Origin of the sequence: Myxococcus xanthus (genome assembly GCF_013116825.1) — a bacterium.
GTDB classification, from domain to species: domain Bacteria; phylum Myxococcota; class Myxococcia; order Myxococcales; family Myxococcaceae; genus Myxococcus; species Myxococcus xanthus_B.
Genome location: NZ_JABFNS010000036.1, coordinates 1 through 23,594, shown reverse-complemented (window position 1 = coordinate 23,594; position 23,594 = coordinate 1). Strand labels below are relative to the sequence as shown.

Annotated in this window: 4 protein-coding genes; 1 reads left to right on the top strand and 3 read right to left on the bottom strand. The window is 66.1% G+C overall.

Annotation, left to right across the window (positions count from 1 at the left end; translation table 11 throughout):
- Window positions 1-52: 52 nt before the first annotated feature.
- Entirely contained in the window at window positions 53-1,726 is a 1,674-nt protein-coding gene (locus HNV26_RS12935; RefSeq protein WP_253816518.1) for an ABC-F family ATP-binding cassette domain-containing protein, read from the top strand.
- A 68-nt stretch (window positions 1,727-1,794) separates the two neighbouring features.
- Here HNV26_RS12935 and HNV26_RS12930 read toward each other — a convergent pair whose 3' ends face one another.
- The 3 genes from HNV26_RS12930 to HNV26_RS12920 form a co-directional block, all read right to left on the bottom strand.
- Entirely contained in the window at window positions 1,795-2,760 is a 966-nt protein-coding gene (locus HNV26_RS12930) for a proline iminopeptidase-family hydrolase (protein WP_171441523.1), read from the bottom strand.
- Complete coding sequence (locus HNV26_RS12925) at window positions 2,760-19,043, bottom strand: non-ribosomal peptide synthetase/type I polyketide synthase (RefSeq protein ID WP_171441524.1); 16,284 nt, start codon at window positions 19,041-19,043, stop codon at window positions 2,760-2,762. Before HNV26_RS12925 ends, HNV26_RS12930 begins: the two co-directional genes overlap by 1 nt.
- A partial coding sequence (locus tag HNV26_RS12920) for a non-ribosomal peptide synthetase (protein WP_171452801.1) occupies window positions 19,043-23,594 on the bottom strand: 4,552 nt, incomplete at its 5' end. The genes HNV26_RS12920 and HNV26_RS12925, both read right to left, overlap by 1 nt.

Below are 23,594 nucleotides of genomic sequence, written 5' to 3'. Positions count from 1 at the left end.
AGCGACAATTGTTCCAGAAAGACGGGTGGGCTGATATAGCTCCAGGTCATCCATGAGCCTCGTCATCGCCCAGGGGGTCTGCCTCTCATACGGAAAGAAAGTCCTCTTCGACAACGAAAGCTTCTCCATTGGCCCCAGGGACCGCATGGGTTTGGTGGGCTCCAATGGCACTGGCAAGAGCACGCTGATGCAGATGCTGGCGGGAGTGCGGCAGCCAGACTCCGGGACGTTCACCTACCGGCGCAGGGCGCGGGTGGGCTATCTGTCTCAGGAACTGGCGGGCCTGCCTGAGGGCACGGTGGTGGACGCGGTGCTCAGCACTGTGCCTGGCCGGGACTCGCTGGAGGCGCGCCTGAGGGAGACGGAGGACGCGCTTGGGGAGGTGAGTAGCGAGGAGGAGCAACTGGCGCTGGCCCAGGCGCTGGCGGACCTCTATGTGGAACTGAACCAATTCGAGGAGCACTACGGGCGACACCGCGCTGAGCGCATCCTCAAGGGGCTGGGCTTCCAGGACGCGGACCTGGATAGACCCACGGGGGCGCTGAGTGGCGGCTGGCGAATGCGCGCGGCACTGGCAGGGCTGCTGCTCCAGGACCCGGATTTGCTGTTGATGGACGAGCCGACCAACCACCTGGACGTGTCAACGCTGGCATGGTTCGACGGCTTCCTCAAGCGCTCGACCAAGGCGCTAGTGCTCATCTCCCACGACCGGGACTTCCTCAACCGACAGGTGGATAGGATTCTGGCCCTGGAAGTGGAGGGACTGCGCTCGTATGTGGGCAACTACGACGCGTACAAGCGGCAGCGGGCCGAGGAGGCCGAGCAGCTCATGGCGGAAGCCCAGCGTGTGGAGGCGCGCAAGGCGGAGTTGCAGTCGTTCATCGACCGCTTCAGGGTGACCAAGGCCAGCCAGGCCCGGAGCCGGGCGAAGATGCTGGAGCGGCTCGAGGAGGTGCGGGTACTGGAGGAGCGGGCCCGTATGCGCTTTCGCTTCCCGGAAGTGGCTCGCTCCGGAAAGGAAGTGATGCTGCTGGAGCGCGTCCAGAAGCGCTATGGCGCGACGGTGGTGTACTCAGGGCTGGATGCTCGGGTGGAGCGCGGTCAGCGCATCGCCGTGGTGGGCGACAACGGTGCGGGCAAGACGACCTTGTTGAAGCTCATGGCCGGGGAGCTGGCGCCGGACGCGGGTGTGGTGAAGCCAGGGCTCAACGTGGTGATGGGCTACTACGCACAGCACCACACGGAGAAGTTGAACAAGCGCAACACCATCCTTGAGGAGGTGCGTCCCCTGGCGGCGGACAAGCCGGAGAGCGTGGTGCGGAGGGTGCTCGGCTCGTTCCTGTTCTCGGGGGACGACGTCGACAAGCCCATCAGCGTACTGAGTGGTGGAGAGCGGGCGCGAGTGGCGCTGGCCAAGCTGCTGCTGGTGCCCTCCAACCTCCTGCTGATGGACGAGCCCACCAACCACCTGGACCTGGACTCGACGGAGATGTTGATAGAAGCACTGAAGGGGTATGGAGGGACGCTGGTGTTCGTTTCACACAACCGCGGCTTCGTGAATAGGCTGGCGTCACACGTCTGGGACGTGGTGGGGGGCAAGGTGGAGAGGCATCCGGGGGGCCTAGATGATTACCTCTACCACCAGGAGCAGCGCCGGCTCGCGCGGGAGGTCGGTGAGAGTTCCCGCGGCAGTCGCTCGAAGCGAGAGAATCCCAGACGGGACTGATGCGTGCGGAGGGCACATGCCCGAGGGCCAGGGCTGGAGGCGGGGCGCCTCCAGCTCCGGGCTCCTGCTCAGGCGCCCGGAGGCGAATCCGGCCGGGATGACTTCTCCACCCTTTGAAGGAATGGATTGAGCACGTTGGCGAAGCGTCTGGGCTGCTCCAGGTGCGCCATGTGGGATGCGTTGTCTATCACCACCAGCTCGGCGTTCGCCATGGCCTCGCTGTAGCGCCTGCACAGGCGGGGCGTGGTGAAGTCATGCTGGCCGCAGATGAGCAAGCTGGGCACGGTCAGCGACGGGAGTCGATCGAGGCGCTCGTAGTCCCGCAGACTGCCGGTGATACGGAACTCAGTCTTGCCCCACAGGCTGTCCCTGACACTGGCGTTGGTGTGGCTGGAGACCTCCATCAGCGCGTCGGGCCATGGGCTTATCCGGCACATGTACTGCTCGGAGAAATGCAGGGTTGCCTCGAGATAGTCGATGGAGGCGACGGTGCCGCCGTTCAGCGCCATCATCAGATGGCTGGAGACGTCAGCCGGCAGCCTCTCCAGCAACTGCTGCATCTCCAGCTGATGTTGCCTGGCGCTCAGGACGGGGGAGAGCATGGTCAGGCTCAGCAAGGTCCGCGGGTTCGCCAGCGCATAGTCGCAGGCGAGCATGGTGCCGGCCGAATGCGCCAGCAGATGGAAGGCATCGAACCGCAGCCGCCGGACCAGGGCTTCCAACTCCGCGACGAAACGCTCAAGTCGCCAGAGAGATGCATCCTTGGGCTGGTCCGAACGGCCGCAGCCCAATTGATCATAGACGATGACGGGATGTTCCGGGACCAGGGCCGCCAGCGACCTCAGGTAACCATGCGGCGTTCCGGGTCCACCGTGGACGACCAGGAGGGGCGGACGTACGGCGGACGCGTTGAGCACCTCGTACCAGATCTCTCCCCCTTCCACCGGGCAGCGGCCTGTGGCCGCGCCCTGGAAGTCGTGCGTGCCCGGGACATTCACGGTAGTGGGAGTGCTGCGCGGGAGCTCGGTGCTCATCAGGTGGACTCCTTTGACGGGGTGACGAGGGGTGAGTGCTGGCGGAGCGCTTCGGCGATATGGGCCACGTTCGGCATGGTGTTCATGCTGAGGTGGTTGCCTGGAATGGAGATCTCCTGACACGGCCCCGTAACGAGCTTTCGCCAGTGGCTGTACTGGCCGGACGGGAATTCGGCGATGGGCTCTTGATGCGAGAAGAACAGGAGCGGTCCCCCGTAGGGAGCCGGCACATAGCGTTGCATGAGCTCGCCATGGCACAACCAGGTTCGGATGAAGCGCGGCAGGAACTCGGCGGACAGCATGTCCTCGAAGGCCGTGCCACGTGCGCGGCTCGCCAGATACCGAACCTTCTCCTCCAGGTTCGGCAGGGCGCTCAGTGCCTCGTGGGAGAAGCTCAGCCCACGCAGGCCGTATCTGGCGAGGTAATCGAGAATCTCCAGCTCGTTCATGCTCGTGGGGAGGTTGCCGTGAGCGGGGCTGTCAATCAGCGCCAGCCCCGGAGCGAAGCCGTGGCGTCGCTCGACGATGCCGGCCATGTGATAGGCGACGATTCCGCCGAACGAGGAGCCGCCCAGACGGTAGGGTGGGTGGACGCCCTGGCTCTCCAGCAGGGCGACATAGGCCTCGGCCATGGCCTCGATGCTGTCGAACCTGGCGCCCCCGTCGAGCATGGGTGAGCGGATTGCGAGGACGGGCTGCCCCGGGGGCAGGCACTGCGCCAGCTCCCGGTAGAAATACACGTCACCGCCGATGGGATGCACCAGAACGAGTGGTTCGGCCTGAGGGTTGCCCTTCTTGAGCACCACGAGGGAGCTGTCGGAGAACGTGTGGCCGGCCAGGTGCTGTTGCAGGTGCGTCGAGATGGCCCGGAGCGTGTGTTGCTCCAGGCTCATGAACTCCAGCTTCAGGCCGAGTCTTCGTTCGATGGTGGCGACCAGCCGGACCGCCGCCAGCGAATCCCCGCCCTGCTCAAAGAAGTCGTCATCCAGCCGCGCATCGGGAACCCCGAGCAGTCTCCGCCAGATGTCCGCGACGGCCTCGGTCAGTTCGTCGCCCGCGAAGGATGTTGGCTCCAGGCGCGGCGGGCTCGCGGCTGGCGGGGCGTTCTTCTCCGCCCCCAGCCAGTGCGACTGACGGGTGAATGGGTAGGCCGGTAGGCGTACCCGGTCCTTGGCGCTCAGGCCATGGTAGGCATCACTGTCGATGGCATGGCCCAAGCCCCAGAGCCTGCCCAGCGCGGTCGCGAGGTCGGCGCAGGCGCGCTCGGGCTGCTCGGCCCTGGGTTGCGTGGGGAGCACCAGGGAATCGCCGCGTGCGGGGTGGCGCTGCGCCAGTCGAGTCAGGATGTGGCTCGGCCCGACCTCGATGCAGGTGGCCTGGCGCAGCCGTGTATCCTGGAGCAGGGTGGTCAGCCCATCGTGGAAGCGCACGGTCTGGCGAAGGTGCTGGGCCCAGTAGCGTGGCGTCACGACCTCGGCCGGGTCCGCCCAGGCTCCGGTCGTGTTGGAGAGGAACGGGAGCCGCGGCGGCTGGAGCCGCAGCCGTGCGACGCGGGCCTCGAATTGCGCGAGCACCGGGTCGAGCAGCCGCGAGTGGAAGGCATGGGACACCTTCAACGGCTTGCTTGCGATTCCCTCCTTCGCCAGCGCCGCAGCGAGGTCACCGATGGTCTCGGCGCCGCCAGAGAGGATGCAGTGGTTGTCCTCGTTGATGGCCGCGATGTCGACGCCGTAGCGCTCAGCTCGCTCTCGCAGTGCGTGAGCCGCCTGGGAGACCGCGAGCATCCTGCTCTCGGGAAGGGACGCCAGCAATCGCCCGCGCTCGAGGACCAGCAGGAGCGCCTCCTCCAGGGAGAACACCCCCGCCAGGCATGCGGCCGTGTATTCGCCGAGGCTGTGGCCAATCATCGCCGCGGGCCTGATACCAAGGTCGATGAACCAGCGCGCCAGGGCGTACTCGAGGATGAACAGCGCGGGCTGGGTGACCTGCGTGTGATGGACTCGTTCGTTCCAGCCGAGGATGTCCTCCTCGCCCATGTCGCTGGAGAGGTGAGGCTGGAGGATGGCCAGGCACCGCTCGACGTGCCCACGGAAGCGCGGCTCGTGCTCGTAGAGCGAGCGGCCCATTCCGGCGTACTGGGCCCCCTGGCCGGGGAACATGAAGACCACCGGGCCTACGTCCTGTTTGGCCAGGAGGCCTGGTTGGGGCGTGTGGAGGGCCTGGAGCAGGGCTTCCCTATCCGCCCCGACCACCACGCGGTGGTGGGGGAACCTGTGGCGGGCGACCTGCAACGTGTAGGCGACCCTTTTCAGGTCGAGCTGGGGATGGGCCTCCAGGTGTGTTGCCAGCTGGGCGGCTTGTCGCTCCAGCGCTTCAGCGCTGTGGGCCGACAGCACCAGCAGGTGCTGGGCACGGGGCCGCGTGGGCGTGGGGGCGGTCGTGCTTGGCGGAGCCTGCTCCAAGACGACGTGCGCGTTGGTTCCGCCGATGCCGAAGGAGCTCACGCCGGCGCGCAGCGGCCCCTCGGCCGTCCATGGCCGGGTCTGGGTGTTGACGTAGAAGGGGCCGTGCTCGAAGTCCATGCGCGGATTGGGCTCCTGGAAGTGCAGCGTGGGCACCAGCGTCCGATGTTCGAGACAGAGGACGGTCTTGATCAGCCCGGCGATGCCGGCAGCCACGTCGAGATGGCCGATGTTGGTCTTCACGGAGCCCAACGCGCAGTAGGGCGCCGGGCCAGGTGTGTCGCCAAAGGCCGCCTTCAGTCCCTCGAACTCAATCGGGTCGCCCAGGACGGTGCCGGTGCCGTGGGCCTCGATGTAGCTGATGCTCCGAGGGGAGATTCCCGCCTTGCGGTGGGCCGCGCGAATCACGTCGGCCTGTCGCTTCTGGCTCGGCGCGGTGTAGCCAATCTTGTCCCTGCCGTCGTTGTTGATGGCGGTGGCCTTGATGACCGCGCGGATTGCGTCTCCGTCCGCGAGCGCCCGCTCCAGTGGCTTCAGGACGACGATGCCGACGCCCTGGCCCTCCAGGGTGCCCTGGGCCGCGCTGTCGAACGCCCGGCACCTGCCATCCGGAGAGAAGACGAGGCCCTCCTGGTGAAGGTAGCCCCGCTTCTCCAACTGGCCGATGGACACGCCGCCAGCCAGCGCGACGTCGCAATCACCCGACTGCAAGGCCAGACAGGCCTGATGGACCGCCACCAGCGAGGAGGAGCACGCGGTCTGCACGGTCACCGCCGGGCCGGTCAGGTTCAGCTTGTAGGCGACCTTGGTGCAGAGGAAGTTCGCCTGGGTATTGACCATCACCTGGTACTGAGCGGACAGGTCGCCAGCGTCCAGGGTCGGCTGGACGTAGTCGCGGTCGTAGTTGTTCTGACCGGCGCCCGCGTAGACGCCGATGTCCCCCTGATAGGTGAAGGGGTTGCAGCCTGCGTCTTCCAGGGCATGCCACGCACACTCCAGGAACAGGCGGTGCTGGGGGTCCATGAGCTCGGCCTCCTTGGGGGAGTAGCCGAAGAACGCGGCGTCGAAGCTCTTGAAGTCCCTCAAGCGGCTCTGGGCCCGGACGTAGCCGGGCTGTTCGAGGAGGCTTGCCGGCACGCCGGCCTCGAGCAGTTCGTCGCGACTGTAGTGCTGGGTCGCCTCGTGGCCGGACGCCAGGTTGTCCCAGAACTCCCGCAGGTCATCGGCCATGGGGAAGCGGCCCGCCATGCCGATGATGGCGATGTCCTGGTGCCCTGTCGCCGTGGTGCCCCGCTCTGCGCGGGCCGTCGGGGCCTCCTCGCGGGGGGGGCCGCCCTGGAGGTGCTCGCTGAGCATGGCGATGGTCGGATACTTGAACAGCTCGACCATGCTGACGCGCTCTCGCAGGTGCCCGGGCAGCCGGATGTAGAGCTTGGTGAGCAGGATGGAGTTTCCCCCCAGCTCGAAGAACCGCTCGTGGACGCCGACCTGCTCCAGGCCGAGCACCTCCTTCCAAAGCCCCGCGAGCAGCGTCTCGACCTCGCCGCGCGGCGGCGTGATGGACTTGCTCCGGACCCCTCCTGGCAACGGGAGGGCCGTCACGTCCAGCTTTCCGTTGACCGTCAGTGGCAGCTGCCGCAGGTGCAACAGGGCGTTGGGCAGCATGTAGTCCGGCAGCAGCGTCGCCAGATGGGCGGCGAGCGCGCTCTCGTCCAGCGGCGCGTCGGACAGGTAGTAGCCGAGCAGCACCTGGTTCGCCGTGCTTGCCTCGGCGGAGGATGCCCCGAGGTGGGCGATCCGCGCGAGGCCTTGCTTCACCCCCGGGAAACGGACGATGGCGCTCTCGATTTCCCCCAGCTCGATGCGATGGCCACGGATCTTGACCTGATTGTCCACCCGTCCGAGGAACTCGAGCTCGCCATTCTCCCGCCAGCGCGCCAGGTCTCCGGTCTTGTACAGCCGGGCGTTGCGATTCGCGCGGCGCTCGTCCGCGGTCTGGAATGGGTTGGCGATGAACCGCTCGGCGGTCAGCTCGGGACGGTTGAAGTAGCCCCGCGCCACGGCCTCTCCGCCGAGGTGCAACTCTCCGACGGCGCCGACGGGCAGCAGCCGAGCCTGGGCGTCGAGGACGTAGGCCGTCTCATTCGCCAGCGGTCGGCCGATGGTGACCGGCGTGGTGTCATCTGGCGGCGTGTCGAGGTAGGCGCGGGAGGTGGACCAGATGGTCGTCTCGGTGGGGCCGTAGACATTCACCAGGGGCAGCCCGCGGCGTCGGACCTTGTTCAGCAGATGGCGCTCCAGCCTCTCACCGCCCACCAGGAGCCTGGTCGCGTCGTGGGAAATGAGCGCGTCCAGCTTCATCTCCAGCAGGCTCGGGGTCATCTGGATGAAGTCGTACTCCGCGCAGCTCAGGCTGGTGAACGACGTGTCACCCAGGTGCAGGCGCCCGCCGCTGAGCAGGGGCAGGCCGTACTCCAGACCAAAGATGTCGAAGACATAGTTGGTCATGCTGTAGGTGCTCAGCGGGCCCGGGGTGGGAAAGTACTGTTCGCGCAGAGCGCGGAGGGTTCCCATGAAGGCCCGGTGCTCGATCATCACGCCCTTGGGCTGACCCGTGGTGCCGGAGGTATAGAGGATGTAGGCGAGCTGTGTCGGCGCGACGGGCCGCGACAGGTTGCCTTCCGCTTCTTCGCTCCAGGGCGGGGCGGCGCTGTCCAGGGCGAGAGTGGTCAGGTCCGGCTGGAGCCGGGCCAGGCGTTGCTGGTACTTCCCCTGGGTCAGCACCAACCGCGTCTTGCTGTCCGCGAGGATGCGCGCGACGCGATCATCGGGATAGGTGGGCTCCACCGGAATGTAGGCCGCGCCCATCTTGAGGATGGCCAGCAGGCCGACCATCGTGAGCTCACCACGGTCCACCAGCATGAGCACGGGTTCTTCCGCGCGGAGCGGGAGCTGGCGCAGGGCATGGCGCGCGACCTTGTTGGCCAGTGCGTTCAGCTGGCCATAGCTCAGGGTGCGGCCCCTGTGCTCGATGGCAACGGCCGTGGGGGACGCCGCCACGACCCTCTCGAAGGCCTGGTGGATCGTCAGCTCCTGGCGCTGCTCGCTGTCCGTGGCGTTCTGCCCGCGGAGCACCCACTGCGCTTGTGCTTCTGAAAGGAAGGACAATGAAGTGGGGCTGCGCTCGAGGTCGCCCTCCAACTGGATGAGGAGTTGCTCGACGCAGGAGAGCAGGCGCTCGATGGCGGCGGGCTCGAACAGCTCCTCGGCGAAGTCCAGGTGCCAGACCAGGCCGCCGTGCTGCTCGCCAATTGAAACCACGAGGGGATAGTCGCGCTTCTCGTAGCGGGCCTTGAACACGGCGTTGATCAGCCGGTCATCGGAGGTATTGGCGCTGTTCGGGTAGTTCTCGTAGATGAACAGGCTGTTGAACAGCCGCTCCCCGTTGCGCTGGAGGCTCGCCAGGTCGATGGTGCTGCGCTGGTTGATGTCGTTGACGTCGCCCTGGAGCCGAAGCAGCTCCTCCCGCAAGGTCGAAGCGGAAGGCGTGTGCCGGACCCGGAGTGGAAGGGTGTTGAGGTGCAGGCCGACCGAAAGCTCGATGTGGTCCACCGGGAGGTCGCGTCCGGCCACCACGGTGCCGACCACGGTCTGGGTGCTGCGTCCGAAGATGCTGAGTGCCTTGTGCCATGCATACTGCAACAGCACGTTCGGAGTGACGCCGGCTTCTCGCGCCGTGCTCCTCAACCGATCCATCCGCGCGGGGCTGAGTGACAGGCCGCGCTGGCCCTGTCGTTGAACCCGCTTGCACTGGGCGATGTCGGTAAGCACACGGCCCTCCCGCAGCAGACCTCCGAGGTCGCAGCCGCCGTCGAGGTCGCTCAGGTAGGCACGCCAGAATGCCTCGTGCTCGCGGTGGTGACGCTGGAGGTAGCGCTGGCTCGCGGGGTAGCTGTCCACGGGCAGCTCGGGAGGTCTGCCCTTCACGAGGGCGCGATAGAACCCGTGCACGGTGTCCAGCAGGAGCGGGCTGCTCCAGCCATCGAGAATCGCGTGGTGCGTGTTGAAGAGGCAGGTGTAGGACGTCTCGCCGCGCTTGAGCAGGTAGACTCGGAAGAGGCTGCCGGCGCTCAGGTCATAGGGGGTGTTTCTGTCTGTTGCGAGCAATTGCTCGCAGGCCTCGTCCTGCAATGCCGGGCTCTGCCCGACGAGGTCCAGGTAGCGCCAGTTCAGTTGCCCTTTCCGGTCGACGACCTGGAGCATCTCCTCCTGCCAGTCGAAGCGAAGTCGCAAGCTGCTGTAGGCCCGTTGCGTCCAGCGCCAGGCGTCCTCGAGCAGCGCCGGGTCGATGGTGCAGGTGTACTCCCACACCGCCTGCACGCGGTAGGCCTCGTCGACGTGGGCCTGTTGCAGCGCGTGGTAGATGAAGCCCTGCTGCAGGCTGTTGGCGAGGAACACGTCCTCGATGTCGCGCTCCGCCTGAAGCCGCTCCAGCAAGGCTGGGGAGACGCGCAGGTCGAGGTCGCTGACGGTCAGGTAGCGGCGCGAGCACGACGCGGTCCGCTGAATGAGTTCCGCCAGGGACGCCTCGAACGCATGGGCAAGCCGCCGCGCTCGCTCCGGCTCGGTGCGACAGGTGAGGATGAAGCGCAGATGCCCGCCGGCGACCATCCCGGCGAGGTTGATGCTGTAGGGCAACAGGTTGTCGGGGTGCAGGGCGACGCCGCCGGACTCGTCGACAATCTGCCAGTCGCCATGCTCGCTGGACGCCTGGCCGACCTGTCCGAGGTAGTTGAAGCAGATGTGGGGCAGCTGTTTGAGGGAATAGCCGAACAGCGCGCCGTACCCCGCGCCCTTGTTGGGAATGGCGCGCTGCTGGTCCTTGATGGACTTGAGGCTGTCGAGCAGGTCTTCCCCGGCGGACAGCCGCACCGGGAACATGCTGGTGAACCAGCCGAGCGTGCGGCTGACATCCAGATGCTCGGCGATGTTCTCGCGCCCATGACCTTCCATCAGGATGTGGTGCACCGGGTCGCCCGTGACGGCGCGCAGGGCATGGGCGAACGCGGTGAGCAGCAGGTCGCCGACCTGGGTGTTGTAGGCCCGCGGGCAGTTGCGCAGCAGTTGGCGGGTCTGGAGCTCGCTGAAGGCGATGTGCAGTTCCACCGGCGCACCGCTCGGCGGTTGCTGGGCGGGGGGCTGGTAGTCGGCGAGCACGCCGCGCCAATAGGCGCGCTCGTCCTCGTGTCGCTGGGCGTACTCGGCCATGGCGCGTCCCCACTGACGCACGCTGGTGCCCTTGGCCCCGAGGGCTTCGCCCCGGCAGAGCGTGGCCAGATCCTCGGCCAGGATGCGCCAACTGACGCCGTCGACGATGAGGTGATGCAGGGCGAAGAACACCCGGCTGCTGCCGTCCTGGTAGCCGTCGAGATACCCGAAGCAGTGGGTGGGGCCATGTTCCAGGTCGAAGCCGCCTTGCCACTCGGTCAGCCGGTCCTGCAATGCCTGCTCGAACGCGGCGCTGCCCTGGGGGAAGCCTAGCGTGCGGACATCCAGATGCCGAAGGGACGCGGTCCCTGCGTCCCCGGTGTGGATCTGCGTGGGCTCGCCCGCCGGCGTCATCCGGTAGCGCAGGCTGAAGGCGTCATGACGCGCGACCAGGGTGTTCAGGTGCCCCTGGAGTTCATCAAGAGAAAGGGCGGGGGTCCTCACCAGGAAGGACTGGTTCCAGTGGTGCGCGCGGGGAAACCGATGGGCGAAGAACCAGGATTGGATTGGCGACAGGGGGACCTCGCCGGTGAGGGGGCCCTCCTCGCCGTGCGTGTTGGAGTCCTCCCGTGCCACCGCGTCGCGCAGGACCTGGTCATAGAAGCGCTCGATGGTCTTGTGGGCGAAGATGTCGCGGACGCTGAGTTTCACCCCGAAGTGCTGGCGCAGGCGGCCCACCATCTGGATGCTGACGATGCTGTCCATACCCAGGCGGAGCAGGTCGTCGCGGATGCCCAGCTGCTCCTCCGGCATTCCCAGGACCTTGGCCCAGATTGCGCGCAGCGATGCCTCACGTTCATCTCGCGGCTCCGCGCGCTGGGCACCGCCACCGAGGCCGGGGACTGGCAGGGCATTGCGGTCCAGCTTGCCGTTGGCGGTGAGCGGCAACTCGCGCAGGTGCACCAGCGCGGCAGGCACCATGTACTCCGGCAGGCTGGTGGCCAGCCGCTCGAGTAGGGCCTGCTCGTCCAGCGCCTGCTCCGCTACGTAGTAGCCCACCAGATACTGCGCCCCGTGACCTCCCTGCCCCTGGTTCTTGACCAGCACGACGCTCTGCTTGATGGCCGGATGACGCAGAAGGGCGTTTTCAATCTCCCCAAGCTCGACACGGTGTCCGCGCAACTTGACCTGGAAGTCGTTGCGGCCCAGGAATTCGATATACCCTTGCGCGGACCAGCGCCCGAGGTCGCCGGTCTTGTACAGTCGTCCCAGTGTCGGGTGTTCGATGTAGCGAGCGCGAGACAGCGTTTCGTCCCGCCAGTAGCCGAGCGCCACACCCATGCCACCGATGTGGATTTCACCCGTGACACCCACGGGGCAGTGGCACAGGGCCGGGCTGAGCACGTACATCTTCTGGTTGGGCATGGCCACGCCATAAGGGATGCTGGTCCATTCGGCGGGGACGGTCTCGACGGGGTACCAGATGGACCAGATGCTGCCCTCGGTGGCGCCGCCCATGCTCAGGACCTCGGCGTTGGGCGCGAGCGCACGGAGCTGATCGGGCAGCCGCGTGGGAATCCAGTCACCGCTGAGCATGAAGGCCCGCAGCGAGCTGGAGGTCTTGCCGCCGTGCTTCATGGCGTCGACCAGGAGGCCGGCCAACTGGGGCACGGTGTTCCACAGGGTGACTTGCTCACGCTCGATGGCCTCCAGCCACGCAGAGGGGTCCTTCGTGGCGCGTGGAGGCGTGAAGACGATCTGCCCGCCAGCGGCCAGCAGGCCGAAGAGGTCGTAGACGGAGAGGTCGAAGCTCAGCTCGGAGAGCGCCAGCACCTTGTCCGTTGGGCTCACCGCGAGGCGCTGATTCACGGCATGGATGGTGTTGAGCGCGCCGCGGTGGGAGATGGTGACGCCCTTGGGCTTGCCTGTGGAGCCGGAAGTGAAGATGACGTAGGCGACGGCATCGGCGTCGACCTGGGGCAGTGGCTGCGCTGGCGCCTCCTCGTCGGCGCGTGCCAGCAGTTCGTCGATCACCAGCAGGCGGTATCTGCCACCCAGTTGTGTCCGCACGTCGGTGTCGTCGTACTGCGCCTGGGAGACCAGTAGCAGTGATGCTCCAGCCTGGCTCAGGACGTCGCCCACCCGGCCGGCGGGCCATTCGCTGTGCATCGGCAGGTAGCCGTAACCGGCCTTCATGATGGCGCAGCAGGCCACCACCTGGTGGTAGCCCTTTTCGAGCAGGACGCCAATCAACTGGGGCCTGCTGCCGTCGGCCTCCAGGGTATCGCCGCCAAGCTGGTACAGCACCCGGGCCAGTCGCTCGGTGTGCGAGAGCAGCGTGGCGTAGGTGTAGCGTTCGTTCCTGCCCAGGTCGACCACGGCGATGGCGGACTCGAGCCCGCGTTCCCGGCAGCTGCGCTCGTAGACGCTGAACAGGGTGTCGTCACTGCGATCGAGGGTCGCCTGATTGGCCGCGTGGATGATGTCGCGGTCGCGGGTGGGCAGGTAGCGTTCGAAGGGGAGCTCCTCACGCCAGTCGTGCTCCGCCAGGTGTTCGATGAGCGCGCAGTAGAGCCGGTTGAGGTGTTCGATGTAGCCGGCGTCGAACAGTTGCTCCACGTACAGCCACTTGCTCATGAAGCGGTCGCCGACCTCAATGGCCTGAAGGTCGATCCATGCTTGGGACGTCTGAGCGCACCAGTAGCGCTGCTCGATGAGCTCGCTGTCCTCCAGGAAGGAGGTCCGCTCGAACTGGCGTGTCTGGTTCCCGACCACGCCGGTGAAGATGATGGGGGAGACCGCTTTGTGGGAGTCCAGGCCGTGCAGCCGGCTCAGCTCGCGCTGCACCTCGAGGCCGGAGTAGAGCGCGTGGGAGATGTCCTCCCACAGGACATCGTGGGTTCGGCGCAGGAGCGACTGCGCGTCTGGCCCTGTCTGGTCGAAATGGAACAGGGTGGTCGAGGTGAAGTCCCCGAGGATGGCCTCGACGTCGTCGCACACCGCGTAGCGATTGAAGAGCGTCAGGGTGATGAGGAACTCCCGGGAGCCCGAGAAGTAGGAGATCAAGCTCCCGAACAGGCCTAGCAGCGCGGAGGAATAGGAGACGTTGTTGCGCTGTGCCTGGGCCTTGAACCTTGCCCATGTCCCTGGCTCGACGTACAAGGTGTGTTCGGCGAAGCGCGGCTGCGTGATGCTCTCGGGGGATTGCTTGAAGGCGAGCGAGGGCCGAAGCGGTAGGGTTGGCAGCCGGGCTTGCCAGTAGGCCTTGTCACTCTGATACCAGCGAGATTCTTTGAGCAGGCTGGCGTAGTCCTGGTAGTCCTTGAACGTCACCCGCGGCAGCCTGGGGCGGATGTCCACGCCTCGGTAGAGGTCGTTGAGCAGACCCAGCAGCATCAGCCGGCTCTGCACGTCGAGGATGAGCAGGTCGATGCTGATATGCAGGACACAGCGGTCCTCGAAGCGGCTCACTTCGAAGGTGAACAGGGGGAACCGCTCCGCATCGTAGACATGATGAGAGAGGCGCGCGCGGACGGGTTCGAGCAGGGCCGGCGTGTAGCGCTGTGCCTCGAAGCGATGGACCCTGACCACGTAGGGAGGGATGTCTTCCAGGGGCAAGTAGCGCTGCCGAAGGTGCTCGATGGAGTACACCGTTCGCAGCACGTCGCACTCGGCGATCAACCGATTGAGCGCCGCCTCGAGTCTGTCGATGTCGAGCTGGGGATGGTGATACTCGTTGTAGATATGGTTGGCGACGTTGCCGATCTCATAGTGACCCAGTCGGCCAATGAGATAGGCCTTCTGGATTTCGGTCATGGCGAACCACTCGCCGCGCTCCGGCCTGGGCAGCAGCGGCAGCGCGGCCAGGTCCGCCTCGCCGGTCACCCCATGGAAGTCGCTGGGGGTGTACTCACCTCCCTGCTTTTCGAGGCAGTACGTCAGCAACGTGGAGAGTTGCCGATCGAGGGCCAGGAGGAACCTCTTGGTCAGTGGCATTTCCATGCGCGAGTCGAGCCGCAGGTGGAATCGACCGTTGACCACGAAGGCGAAGATGTTGAGGAGGGCGCCGCTCTGGTTGACCGAGGGCATGGCGTCGCCGCCGTCTTCCGGGACGAGCTGCCATGCGTCCGGGGGGGCGCCGTCCCTGTCCAACTGCCCCAGGTAGTTGAAGCAGATGGGGGGGAGGGACTGCTCGCCGTAGCCCAGCAGGCTCCCGAAGCCCAGGCCCTTCTCGGGGATTGCGCGCAGCGCCTCCTTGACCTGCTTCAGCCCTTCGCCGAGGTCGCTCGCGACGCAGAGGCGTACGGGATACAGGGTGGTGAACCAGCCCAAGGTCCGGGTGATGTCCAGCGTCGCGTCGAACTCCTCGCGGCCATGCCCCTCCACCATCAGGTGATGGATGGGATTGCCGTCCATTTCCCGCAGGGCGTAGCCGATGGCTGTCAGCAACAGGTCGTTGACCTGGGTGTGGTAGGCGCGATGGGCGCTGCGCAGCAGGACGTCCGTTTGCGCCGCGTCGAGGCTGAGCTGGCGCTGATGGGACGTACCGGGCGCGGGGGCATGGAGCCAGGGATGCTGGGACGGATGGTGGTCGGCGAGCAGCTTTCGCCAGAACTCCCGCTCGGCCGCGTGGAGCTCCTGGTAGCGCGCCACGCTGGCCACCCATTGGCGGTAGCTGCTTCCTTTCGCGCCAAGCGGGCGCTGCTCGTACAGGGCCTGGAGGTCGTCGATCAGGATGTGCCAGCTGACGCTGTCGACGATGAGGTGATGCAGGGCGAAGAACAGCCGGCAGCCCCCCTCGGCGTAGCCTTCCAGGAGGCCGAAGCAGTGCAGCGGGCCTTGGTGGAGGTCGAAGTGGCTCTGCCAGTCGGTCAGCCTTTGGTGCAGCTCCTCTTGGAAGGCGGCTGTGCCTTCGGCCGCCGCCAGGGTGCGGACGTCCAACCGGCGCAGTGGGGGAACGGGCGCGGAGGGGGCGTAGAACTGCCGCGGTTCACGCTGCCCGGGGATGGGCTCGTAGCGTAGACGGAAGGCGTCGTGGTGCAGCACCAGGGCTCGCAGCGCCTCCTCCAATCGCTCGGGAGCCAGGGGGGGCGTCTTCACCAGGAACGCCTGGTTCCAGTGGGCGGGCCGCGCGAAGTCCTGGGCGAAGAACCAGGACTGGATGGGGAGCAGTCCGAGCTCGCCCTCGAGCAAGCCTTGCTCGGTCACGGATTCCGAGGCGCGAGCCTGTTCGGCTTCCCGCGCCAGCAGGTGGTCGTAGAAGCGCCCCAACGTCTTGTGGGCGAAGACGTCCTTGACGGTGACCTTCAAGGCCAGCTGCTGGCGAAGGCGGCTGACCAGTTGGATGGCGATGATGCTGTCCATGCCCAGGCTGAACAGGTCGTCACGGATTCCCAGCCGGTGCGCTTCCAGTCCCAGGCGTTCGGCCCAGAGCGCGCGGAGCTGCTCCTCCCGCGGGTCCCGAGGGGGGACGTACTGCTCGCGCTCCGGCCGCCGTGGGGCGGGTAGGGCGTTGCGGTCAAGCTTGCCGTTGAGAGTCAGCGGAACATGGGGGAGGAACACCAGCGCACTGGGCACCATGTGCTGGGGCAGCTTCTCATTGAGGTGTCGCAGCAGCGCTGCTTCATCCAGCGGATGCGCGGAGACGTAGTAGCCGACCAGTACCTGGGCCGCGTCCGGATCGCCGGTGGGCGTACGGACCAGCGCCAGGCCCTGCTTGACCCCGGGAAACCGGGCCAGGGCGGCTTCTATCTCCCCCAGTTCCACGCGCTGCCCACGAATCTTGACCTGGAAGTCGTTGCGGCCGAGGTACTCGAGGTTGCCGTCCGGCAGCCAGCGGACCAGGTCGCCGGTGCGGTAGAGCCGTGAGCGGGAGGCGTCGCGCTCGCTCGGAGCGGCGAAGGGGTTGGGGATGAAGCGCTGCGCGGTGAGCTCGGGGCGATTCAGATACCCCCGTGCTAGTCCGACTCCGCCCAGGAACAGCTCACCGATTGCGTGGATGGGCAGGGGCCGAAGGGCCTCGTTGAGGACGTAGACCTGGGTGTTGTCGATGGGCTTTCCAATGGGGACGGAGTCGAGCGCGCGGTCCGTGCAATCGAAGTGCAGCACGTCGATGGAAGCCTCGGTGGGGCCATAGAGGTTATGGAGCCGCACCGCTGGCAGCAGCGCATGGGTGTCCCGCACCTGATTGAGGGGCAGGGCCTCGCCGCTGCAGAAGATGTAGCGCAGGCTCGACAGGGGCGACGGCGTCGCGCGGGCCCGCAGGCTGTCCAGGAAGACGCCGAACATCGACGGGACGAAGTGAACGACGCTGATCGACTCCCGTTCCATCAACCCGAGCAGGTAGTCGACGTCCTTGTGGCCCTCCGGCTCTGCGAAGACGACACAGGCGCCATACCAGTTGGCCCAGAGCAACTCCCAGACCGACACGTCGAAGACGTACGTGGTCTTCTGGAGGATCTTGTCGGTCTCCTGCAGTGGGTACTGCTTGTTCATCCACTGGAGGCGGTTGACCAGCCCCGTGTGCTCGGACATCACCCCCTTCGGCTTGCCAGTGGTTCCGGAGGTGTAGATGACGTAGGCGAGCGCCTCGCCGTCGATGACGGAGGCGGGGTTGTCGCGGGGGTGCTGTGCGAGCGTGGCGCGGGTGCTGGCGCTGTCGATGGCGAAGACGTGTGCGCTCGGCTGGCGGTCGCGCCAGGAAGGAAGGTGGCGCTCCTGGGTGAGCAGCACCGGAGCCCGCGTGTCCTCGAGGATGAAGTCCCGTCGCTCTGGGGGGAAGCTGGGGTCGATGGGGACGTAGGCGCAGCCTGCCTTGAGGATGCCCAGCACCGCGACCAACATGTCCTCGCTGCGGTCCAGGCAAAGGCAGACGAGGCTTTCTGGCGCCACTCCGCCTTCGGTCCGCAGCCAGTGCGCCAGTTGGTTCGCTCGCGCATTCAGGTCCCGGTACGTGAGGCGCGTGTCCTGATAGATCACCGCGAGATTGTCCGGAGTCCGCAGCACCTGCCGCTCGAAGAGCTGGGCCGCGGTCAGACCACCCTCGAAGGCGGCCTCCGTCTCGTTCCAGTCCACCAGGATTCGCTGCCGCTCGCTCGGGCTGAGGAGGCTCAGGTGATGGATCGGCTGGTGGACGCTGTTGGTCGTCAGGTTGGAGAGCAGCGTCTGGTAGCCGTCGAGCAGTGCCTGGATGAACGCTTCCTCGAAGCTGTCGCGGGCATAGGTCACGGTGAACGAGACGTGCTCGCGGTGCTCCCGGGCCACCAGGGTGATTCCGAACTTCTCCGCCAGATCCGGGTGAGGCAGCACTTCATAGGAGATGCTCGCCGGGAAGCGATCGACCGGCTTGAAGTTGTGCAGGGTGAAGAGCACCTGCATCAGCTCGGATAGCTCCTCGCTGTTGCCCATCTGCTCCGCCAGCATGTTGACGTTGAGCTGGTGGTGCTGGTTCAAAAAGAGCAGTTCCTGCTGTACGCGCTCGGCGTTCCACAGGAAGCTCTCGCTGGCCTGGTACTCGGGGACCAGCGGCAATGTGTTGATGAAGGGACCGATGGCGTGACGGAACTCGTCGGGGCGGTTGGCCACCGTCAGGCCGATGGGGAAGCCGGGCTCGCTGTTCGAGAAGGTCGCCAGGGTTTGGTAGAGGGCGGTGAACAGGAGGGAATACAGCCCCAGGTTGTGTCCGCTGGCGACGCCCCTGAGCCGCTGGCAAGTGTCGGCGTCGAGGGTGAAGGTCAGGGTGCCGGCGTGATTCTCCTGGGACGCCAGCACCTTCTTTCGTTTGAGCTGGAGCTTCTGCGCTTGCTCCAGCTTGCGAACCAGGACCCGTCGGGCCTCACGATAGGTGGGGCTGTCGCACTCCACCTGTTGGTAGGCGGCGTGGTCGAAATAGTCGAGCGCCCGGCCGGCATCATCCGGACTGACTCGCATCGCGCCGTCGCCAGACGCCTCGTAGCAGGCCATCAACTGCTGGACCAGCAGCTCCGCGGAGTAGGCATCGGAGAGCAGGTGGTGGTGGCAGAGGCTGACGACGACGTCCGGGGTCCCCGTCACTTCCAGCACCTCGGGGCGGAGCAGCGGCGCGCCGGGCTCGAATCCCATCCGGGCTCGCGCTTCGCAAGCCTGGCTTAGGGCGACCGACTCCACCCGGACATGCTGGATGGGGTGCTGCGCCAACTCCCAGAACGTGAAGCTCAGGTCCTCCGCGACGCTCATGCGGAGGATGGGGTGTCGTTCGAGCAGTGACACCAGGGCCGCGTCGAGCCGCTCCAGGTCGGCGTGCTGGAGCCGGACGAACAGCGGAATGGTGTAGGTGTAGGGGAGCCCGTCTATCCGACTCTGGAGGTACATCCCCTTTTGGATGGAGTGCAGCGCGCGTGGTCTCTGCCCAGCCGGCAGCTTGAGGTACACGCTGTCGCGGGCGCGCTGCGCCGAGTCGATGCCGTTGAGCGCAAGCAGGTCAAGGAGTTCGCCCTTGTGCTGCCGGACCTGTTCCTTGAGCGCATCGGGAAAGCCCGTGTCCTTCGGGACACTGTAGCCTAGCTGGCCGCCGCCCTTGAGCCACAAGACGATGCCGTGTGCCTTCAGTTCGCCGAGCAGTTGCAGCAAGACCATTAGAGTTCCCCCTCTTCACGCGTCGCGGCTTCGGGCGCGGGGACGAAGGCCCGCGCCAAGGCGCTGATGGTGTTGTGCTGATAGATGTCTTTGAGCTTGATGTTCAGCCCCAACTCGACATTGAGCGCCCTGACCAGACGCATGGCGGACAGGGAGTTACCGCCCAGGCTGAAGAAGCTCTGGTCGGTGCTGACGGAGTCTTCCGGGAGGTCCAGCGTCTTCTGCCAGATGCTCGCAAGGATGGCTTCGACGGCGTTCTTCGGCGCCACGCGGGGCATGCTGAAGTCGATGGTGGGGAGCCGGTCGACGGCGAGCTTGCCGTTTGGCGTCAGCGGCAGGCTCTCCAACAAGTGGTAGAATTCCGGCAGCATGTAGTCGGGCAGCACGCTGGCCAACTCCCGGTTGAGCGCGCCGCGGAGCGCCTCGCGCTGGAGTGGGCTGTCCGGCTGCGCCTGCGCGCTCGGCTCAATGGGGCCCACGGCCATGCCGTAGATGCTGCGTTCGGTCAGCTTCACGCCGAGCATGCAACTGCCGAGCTCTCGTTCATGGAGCTCATCCGCGAGGCGCTGGGACAGGTACCCGGCCGACACGAGCATCTGGATGCTCTCGTCACCCTCGAACACGACGGCGTACTGGGCCTGACGAAGGATGGCGTGGGCGTCAGCGACCTTCCCGGGGATGGCACCGTGGCTCACGGGGAACCGGCCTGGGCCCGCCACCTCGGCGTAGCTGCGCCCGTCCTCGGCTTTCTGGAAGCAGCGCGGGACCAGTGGCGCTGGCTCGAAGCCACTACCCTCACCACCAAGGATGATCCGGCAGACGACGGTGTTGTCCGTGTCGAGCGGATGCTCCATGAGCACGACTTCGTGCGCGATCCGCTGCTCCCTCAGACGCTCGCTCAGGAAGCGAAGGATGTGCCCGAGCTCGAGCAATGCCAGGCGCCGGGACTGTGCGCCGTAGAGCGGCGTGATGGCCGGCCAGTGGATGCTCAGGGCGAGCTGATCGCGGTCATCGTCGTCGAACAACTCGGCGGAAGCCCCCTCGACGTTACACAGCTGATGTCGCACCGGGTGGAAGTAGTACGAACCCCGGGGGAGGCCGGCCGTGGCGCTGCCGAGCTTCAACCAGGAGCGGACCGGATAGGTGCTGCCAGCCGAAGGGTAGCGGTACTTGGGCAGGGCCCGGCCCTCCAGGCGCATCGCTGCCAGCGGCGTGAGCAATGCCGCGAGCGTGGTCCAGTCGAGCTCCCGGTGGACGAGCGAGAGCATGGGCTGCCGGGCGCCAAGTGTCTCCTGCACGGCCTCGAGCAGTGAGGCAGACTCCATGGGGCGTGAGAGGAACTGACGGTAGCTCTTCCGAAGGCACCATGCGCCTTCGTCCGGCACGATGGGCAGGGGGTGCTGCGTGGTCGCGTCATCCAAGAGGCCGTGAGAGGCCAGCAGGAAGCTGTCCAACTGGATGTGTTCCGCTGGGCGGTCGGGCTCGGGAGTGGGCACCAGGTATGCCACCACGTGCTCCCGACCCTTGCTCTTGTGGATGCGCACGACGGCGCTGTCCACGCCGGGGACCTGGCACAGCTTCGCTGAAATCTCTTCCAACTCGACGCGGTAGCCGTTCAGCTTCACCTGGAAGTCGTTGCGACCGAGGAACTCGATATGTCCCGCGCGGGACCAGCGACCTTGGTCCCCGGTTCTGTACAGCCGGCCAAGGTGGGGGTGTTGGATGAAGCGCGCTTCGCTCAGGGCTGGGGCCCGCCAGTAGTTGAGCGCGACCCCCTCGCCACCGATGTAGATTTCACCGGTGACTCCGACTGGGCAGTGCTGCAACTGACCGTCCAGCACATACATGCCTTGGTTGGGCATTGCCGTGCCGTAGGGAATGCTGCTCCAGGACGGGTCGACCTGCGCGATTTCATACCAGATGGACCAGATGCTCCCCTCAGTGGCGCCTCCAAGGCTCATGACCAGGCTGTTGGGGCACTGGCCACGAATGCGGCCAGGGAGGCTGGTGGGAATCCAGTCACCGCTCAGCAGGAAGAGCCGGAGGGACGCGAGCCGTCCGGTGCTGCCAGAGGCTTCGTCGAGCAGCAGACCCGCTAGTTGAGGCACGGTGTTCCAGAGCGTGATTCCGTGCTTCTCCACGAGCTCCAGCCAGTGGGCGGGGTTCTTGGTTTCGGCCTGGATGGGGAAGACGATGTTTCCGCCCGCCGCCAGCACGCCGAACAAGTCGTAGACGGAGAGGTCGAAGCTGAGCTCGGACAGGGCGAGCACGCTGTCACGGGAGGAGACCATGAACCGGCTGTTGATGGCGTCAATGGTGTTGACCGCGCCCCGGTGGCTGATGGTCACGCCCTTGGGCTTTCCTGTCGAGCCGGAGGTGAAGATGACGTAGGCGACGTCGTCCGGGTGGACGTCTGGCAGTGTCTGCTCGGAAGAGGCGAGCGGTGCCTGAGCCTCGCTCGAGACGAGCGCATCGAGGTCCAGCAACTGGTACCTACCGGCGAGGGCCTGGATTTCGTCGCGCTTGAGCTGTGCCCGCGAGGCAAGGATGACGGGCGTATTGGCCTGGACCATGACCTCGTCGATACGCCCTGCAGGCCACTCGCTGTTGAGCGGCAGGTAGGCCGCGCCCGACTTCATGATGGCCAGCGTGGCGACCACCTGGAGATAGCCCTTCTCTGAGAGCACGGCGATCAGCGCCGTGGGCGACCGGCGTCGCAGCGCCGCGAGTTGGAGGGCCAGGCAGTGGCTATCCCGATGGAGCTGGCCATGGCTGAAGGTGCGCCCCAGGGCGACGTCCGTCACGGCGGTCCTGGCTTCCCAGCCCTGTCTGGAGAACTCCTGCTCGTAGCGCCCGAAGAGGGTCTGACTGGCACGCGGCTGCCGCGCGCTGTTGGCTTCGTGGATCAACACAAGGTCATGCGCGGGTGCCTCGATGGCCGGGAAGGCCGCTGCCTCCCAGTCCAGTCGAGCCAGCCCCTCGATGGCGGCGCAGTAGGCCGAATGCATGTCGGAGATGACCTGCTCGTCGAAGAGCTGCTCGACGTAGTCCCACTCGGCGACGAAACCGTCGTCGGTCTCGTAGGCCTTGTTGTCGAGCCAGACCTGGGCCGTCTGCGAGATGGCGTAGTCGATGCCGAGGTAGCTGTCTCCCAGCGGCAGCTCGAACATGCTCGCCTTGCCCTTCATGCCGAGCACGCTGGTGAGCACCGCTGGGGCAATCACCTTGTTGCCAGGGATTCCGCGCTGCATCTTCAGCAGACGCTGGAAGTCGATGCCATCGAACAGGTTGTGCTCGATGTCCTGCAACAGCGCGTCGTGAACACCGCGCAGCTTTTCGACGATGGTCTTTCGGGGCTCAAGGCGGTAGTCGAAGAGTTCAAGGACGGTGAAGTCGCCGATGATGCCATCGATGTCGGCGTGCAGCGGGAGCCGGTTGAACAGGGTCAGGTTGACGCACAGCCGCTCCTGTCCGCTCCAGCGGCTCAGGACCTGGCTGTAGAGCTCCAGAATCAAGGCCGTCGGGCTGATTCCGTGTCGCCTGCACCTGGCCAGCAGGCTCTCCCACACCGAGGTGGGGATCGTCCGGCTCATCCGCTTGAAGTGGGGCTTGACGATGCTCGAAGGATGGACCGCGAGGGGGAGCTTCAGCTCGAGCTCGTAGGCATCTGCCTTGCCCTCCCAGTATCGGCGCGCCTTGGCGAACAGCTCGCCCTCCCGGATTCGTTCATAGGCCAGGACGTAGTCCCGGTACGTGACGCCGAGGCAGGGCAGCTGCTGGGTGGGGGACTGATACAGCTGGCTCCACTCCTCGAAGAGGATGCGGAAGCTGGCCATGTCGATGATGATGGCATCAAAGCTGATGTGCAGCCGATAGACGCCATCCAGCCGGCTCACGACGATGTCGAAGAGCGGGTACTGGTCGGGATCATAGACCTTGTGGGAATACCGGGCACGGAGCTCCTCCAGCTCCGCCATGCTCCGCAGTTCGTGGACGGCGATGGCGTAATGGCCGTGCTCGCGCAGGAAGTGTTGCTGCCCGTCGTTGAACTGGGTGCGCAGCGCTGGATGGCGCGCGATGAGTCGGTTGAGTGCCGCCTCGAGCCGTGCCGGGTCGAGGCGCCTGTAGCGGAACTCACTGTAGACGTGGGTCGAGATGTTGCTGAGTTCGAAGCTGTTGAAGCGGCCGAAGTAGTAGCCTTGTTGTACGTTGTTCAGTGGGAATGGGCTGTGCAGCGCCTCCTCGTCGATGCCGTGGATGAGATGGTCCTGGTAGGCGAAACGTCCCAGGCTCGCGCTCACCACGTCGGAGAGTCGCTCGATGGTCCTGGCATCGAAGATGTCGCGGATCGTGATGTTGGCCTTCAGCGCGCTGTTGATGCTGTTCATCAGGCGTATGGCCGAGATGCTATTGCCGCCCAGGCTGAAGAAGCTGTCGGTGATGCCGATGCGCTGCTCCGGCGCCTCGAGAACCTTCGCCCAGAGTCCGTGCAGGTGCCGGTGCAGCTCGGTCGCGGGGGGGACGTGGACGCCGGTCCTCGCGAGGGAGGGT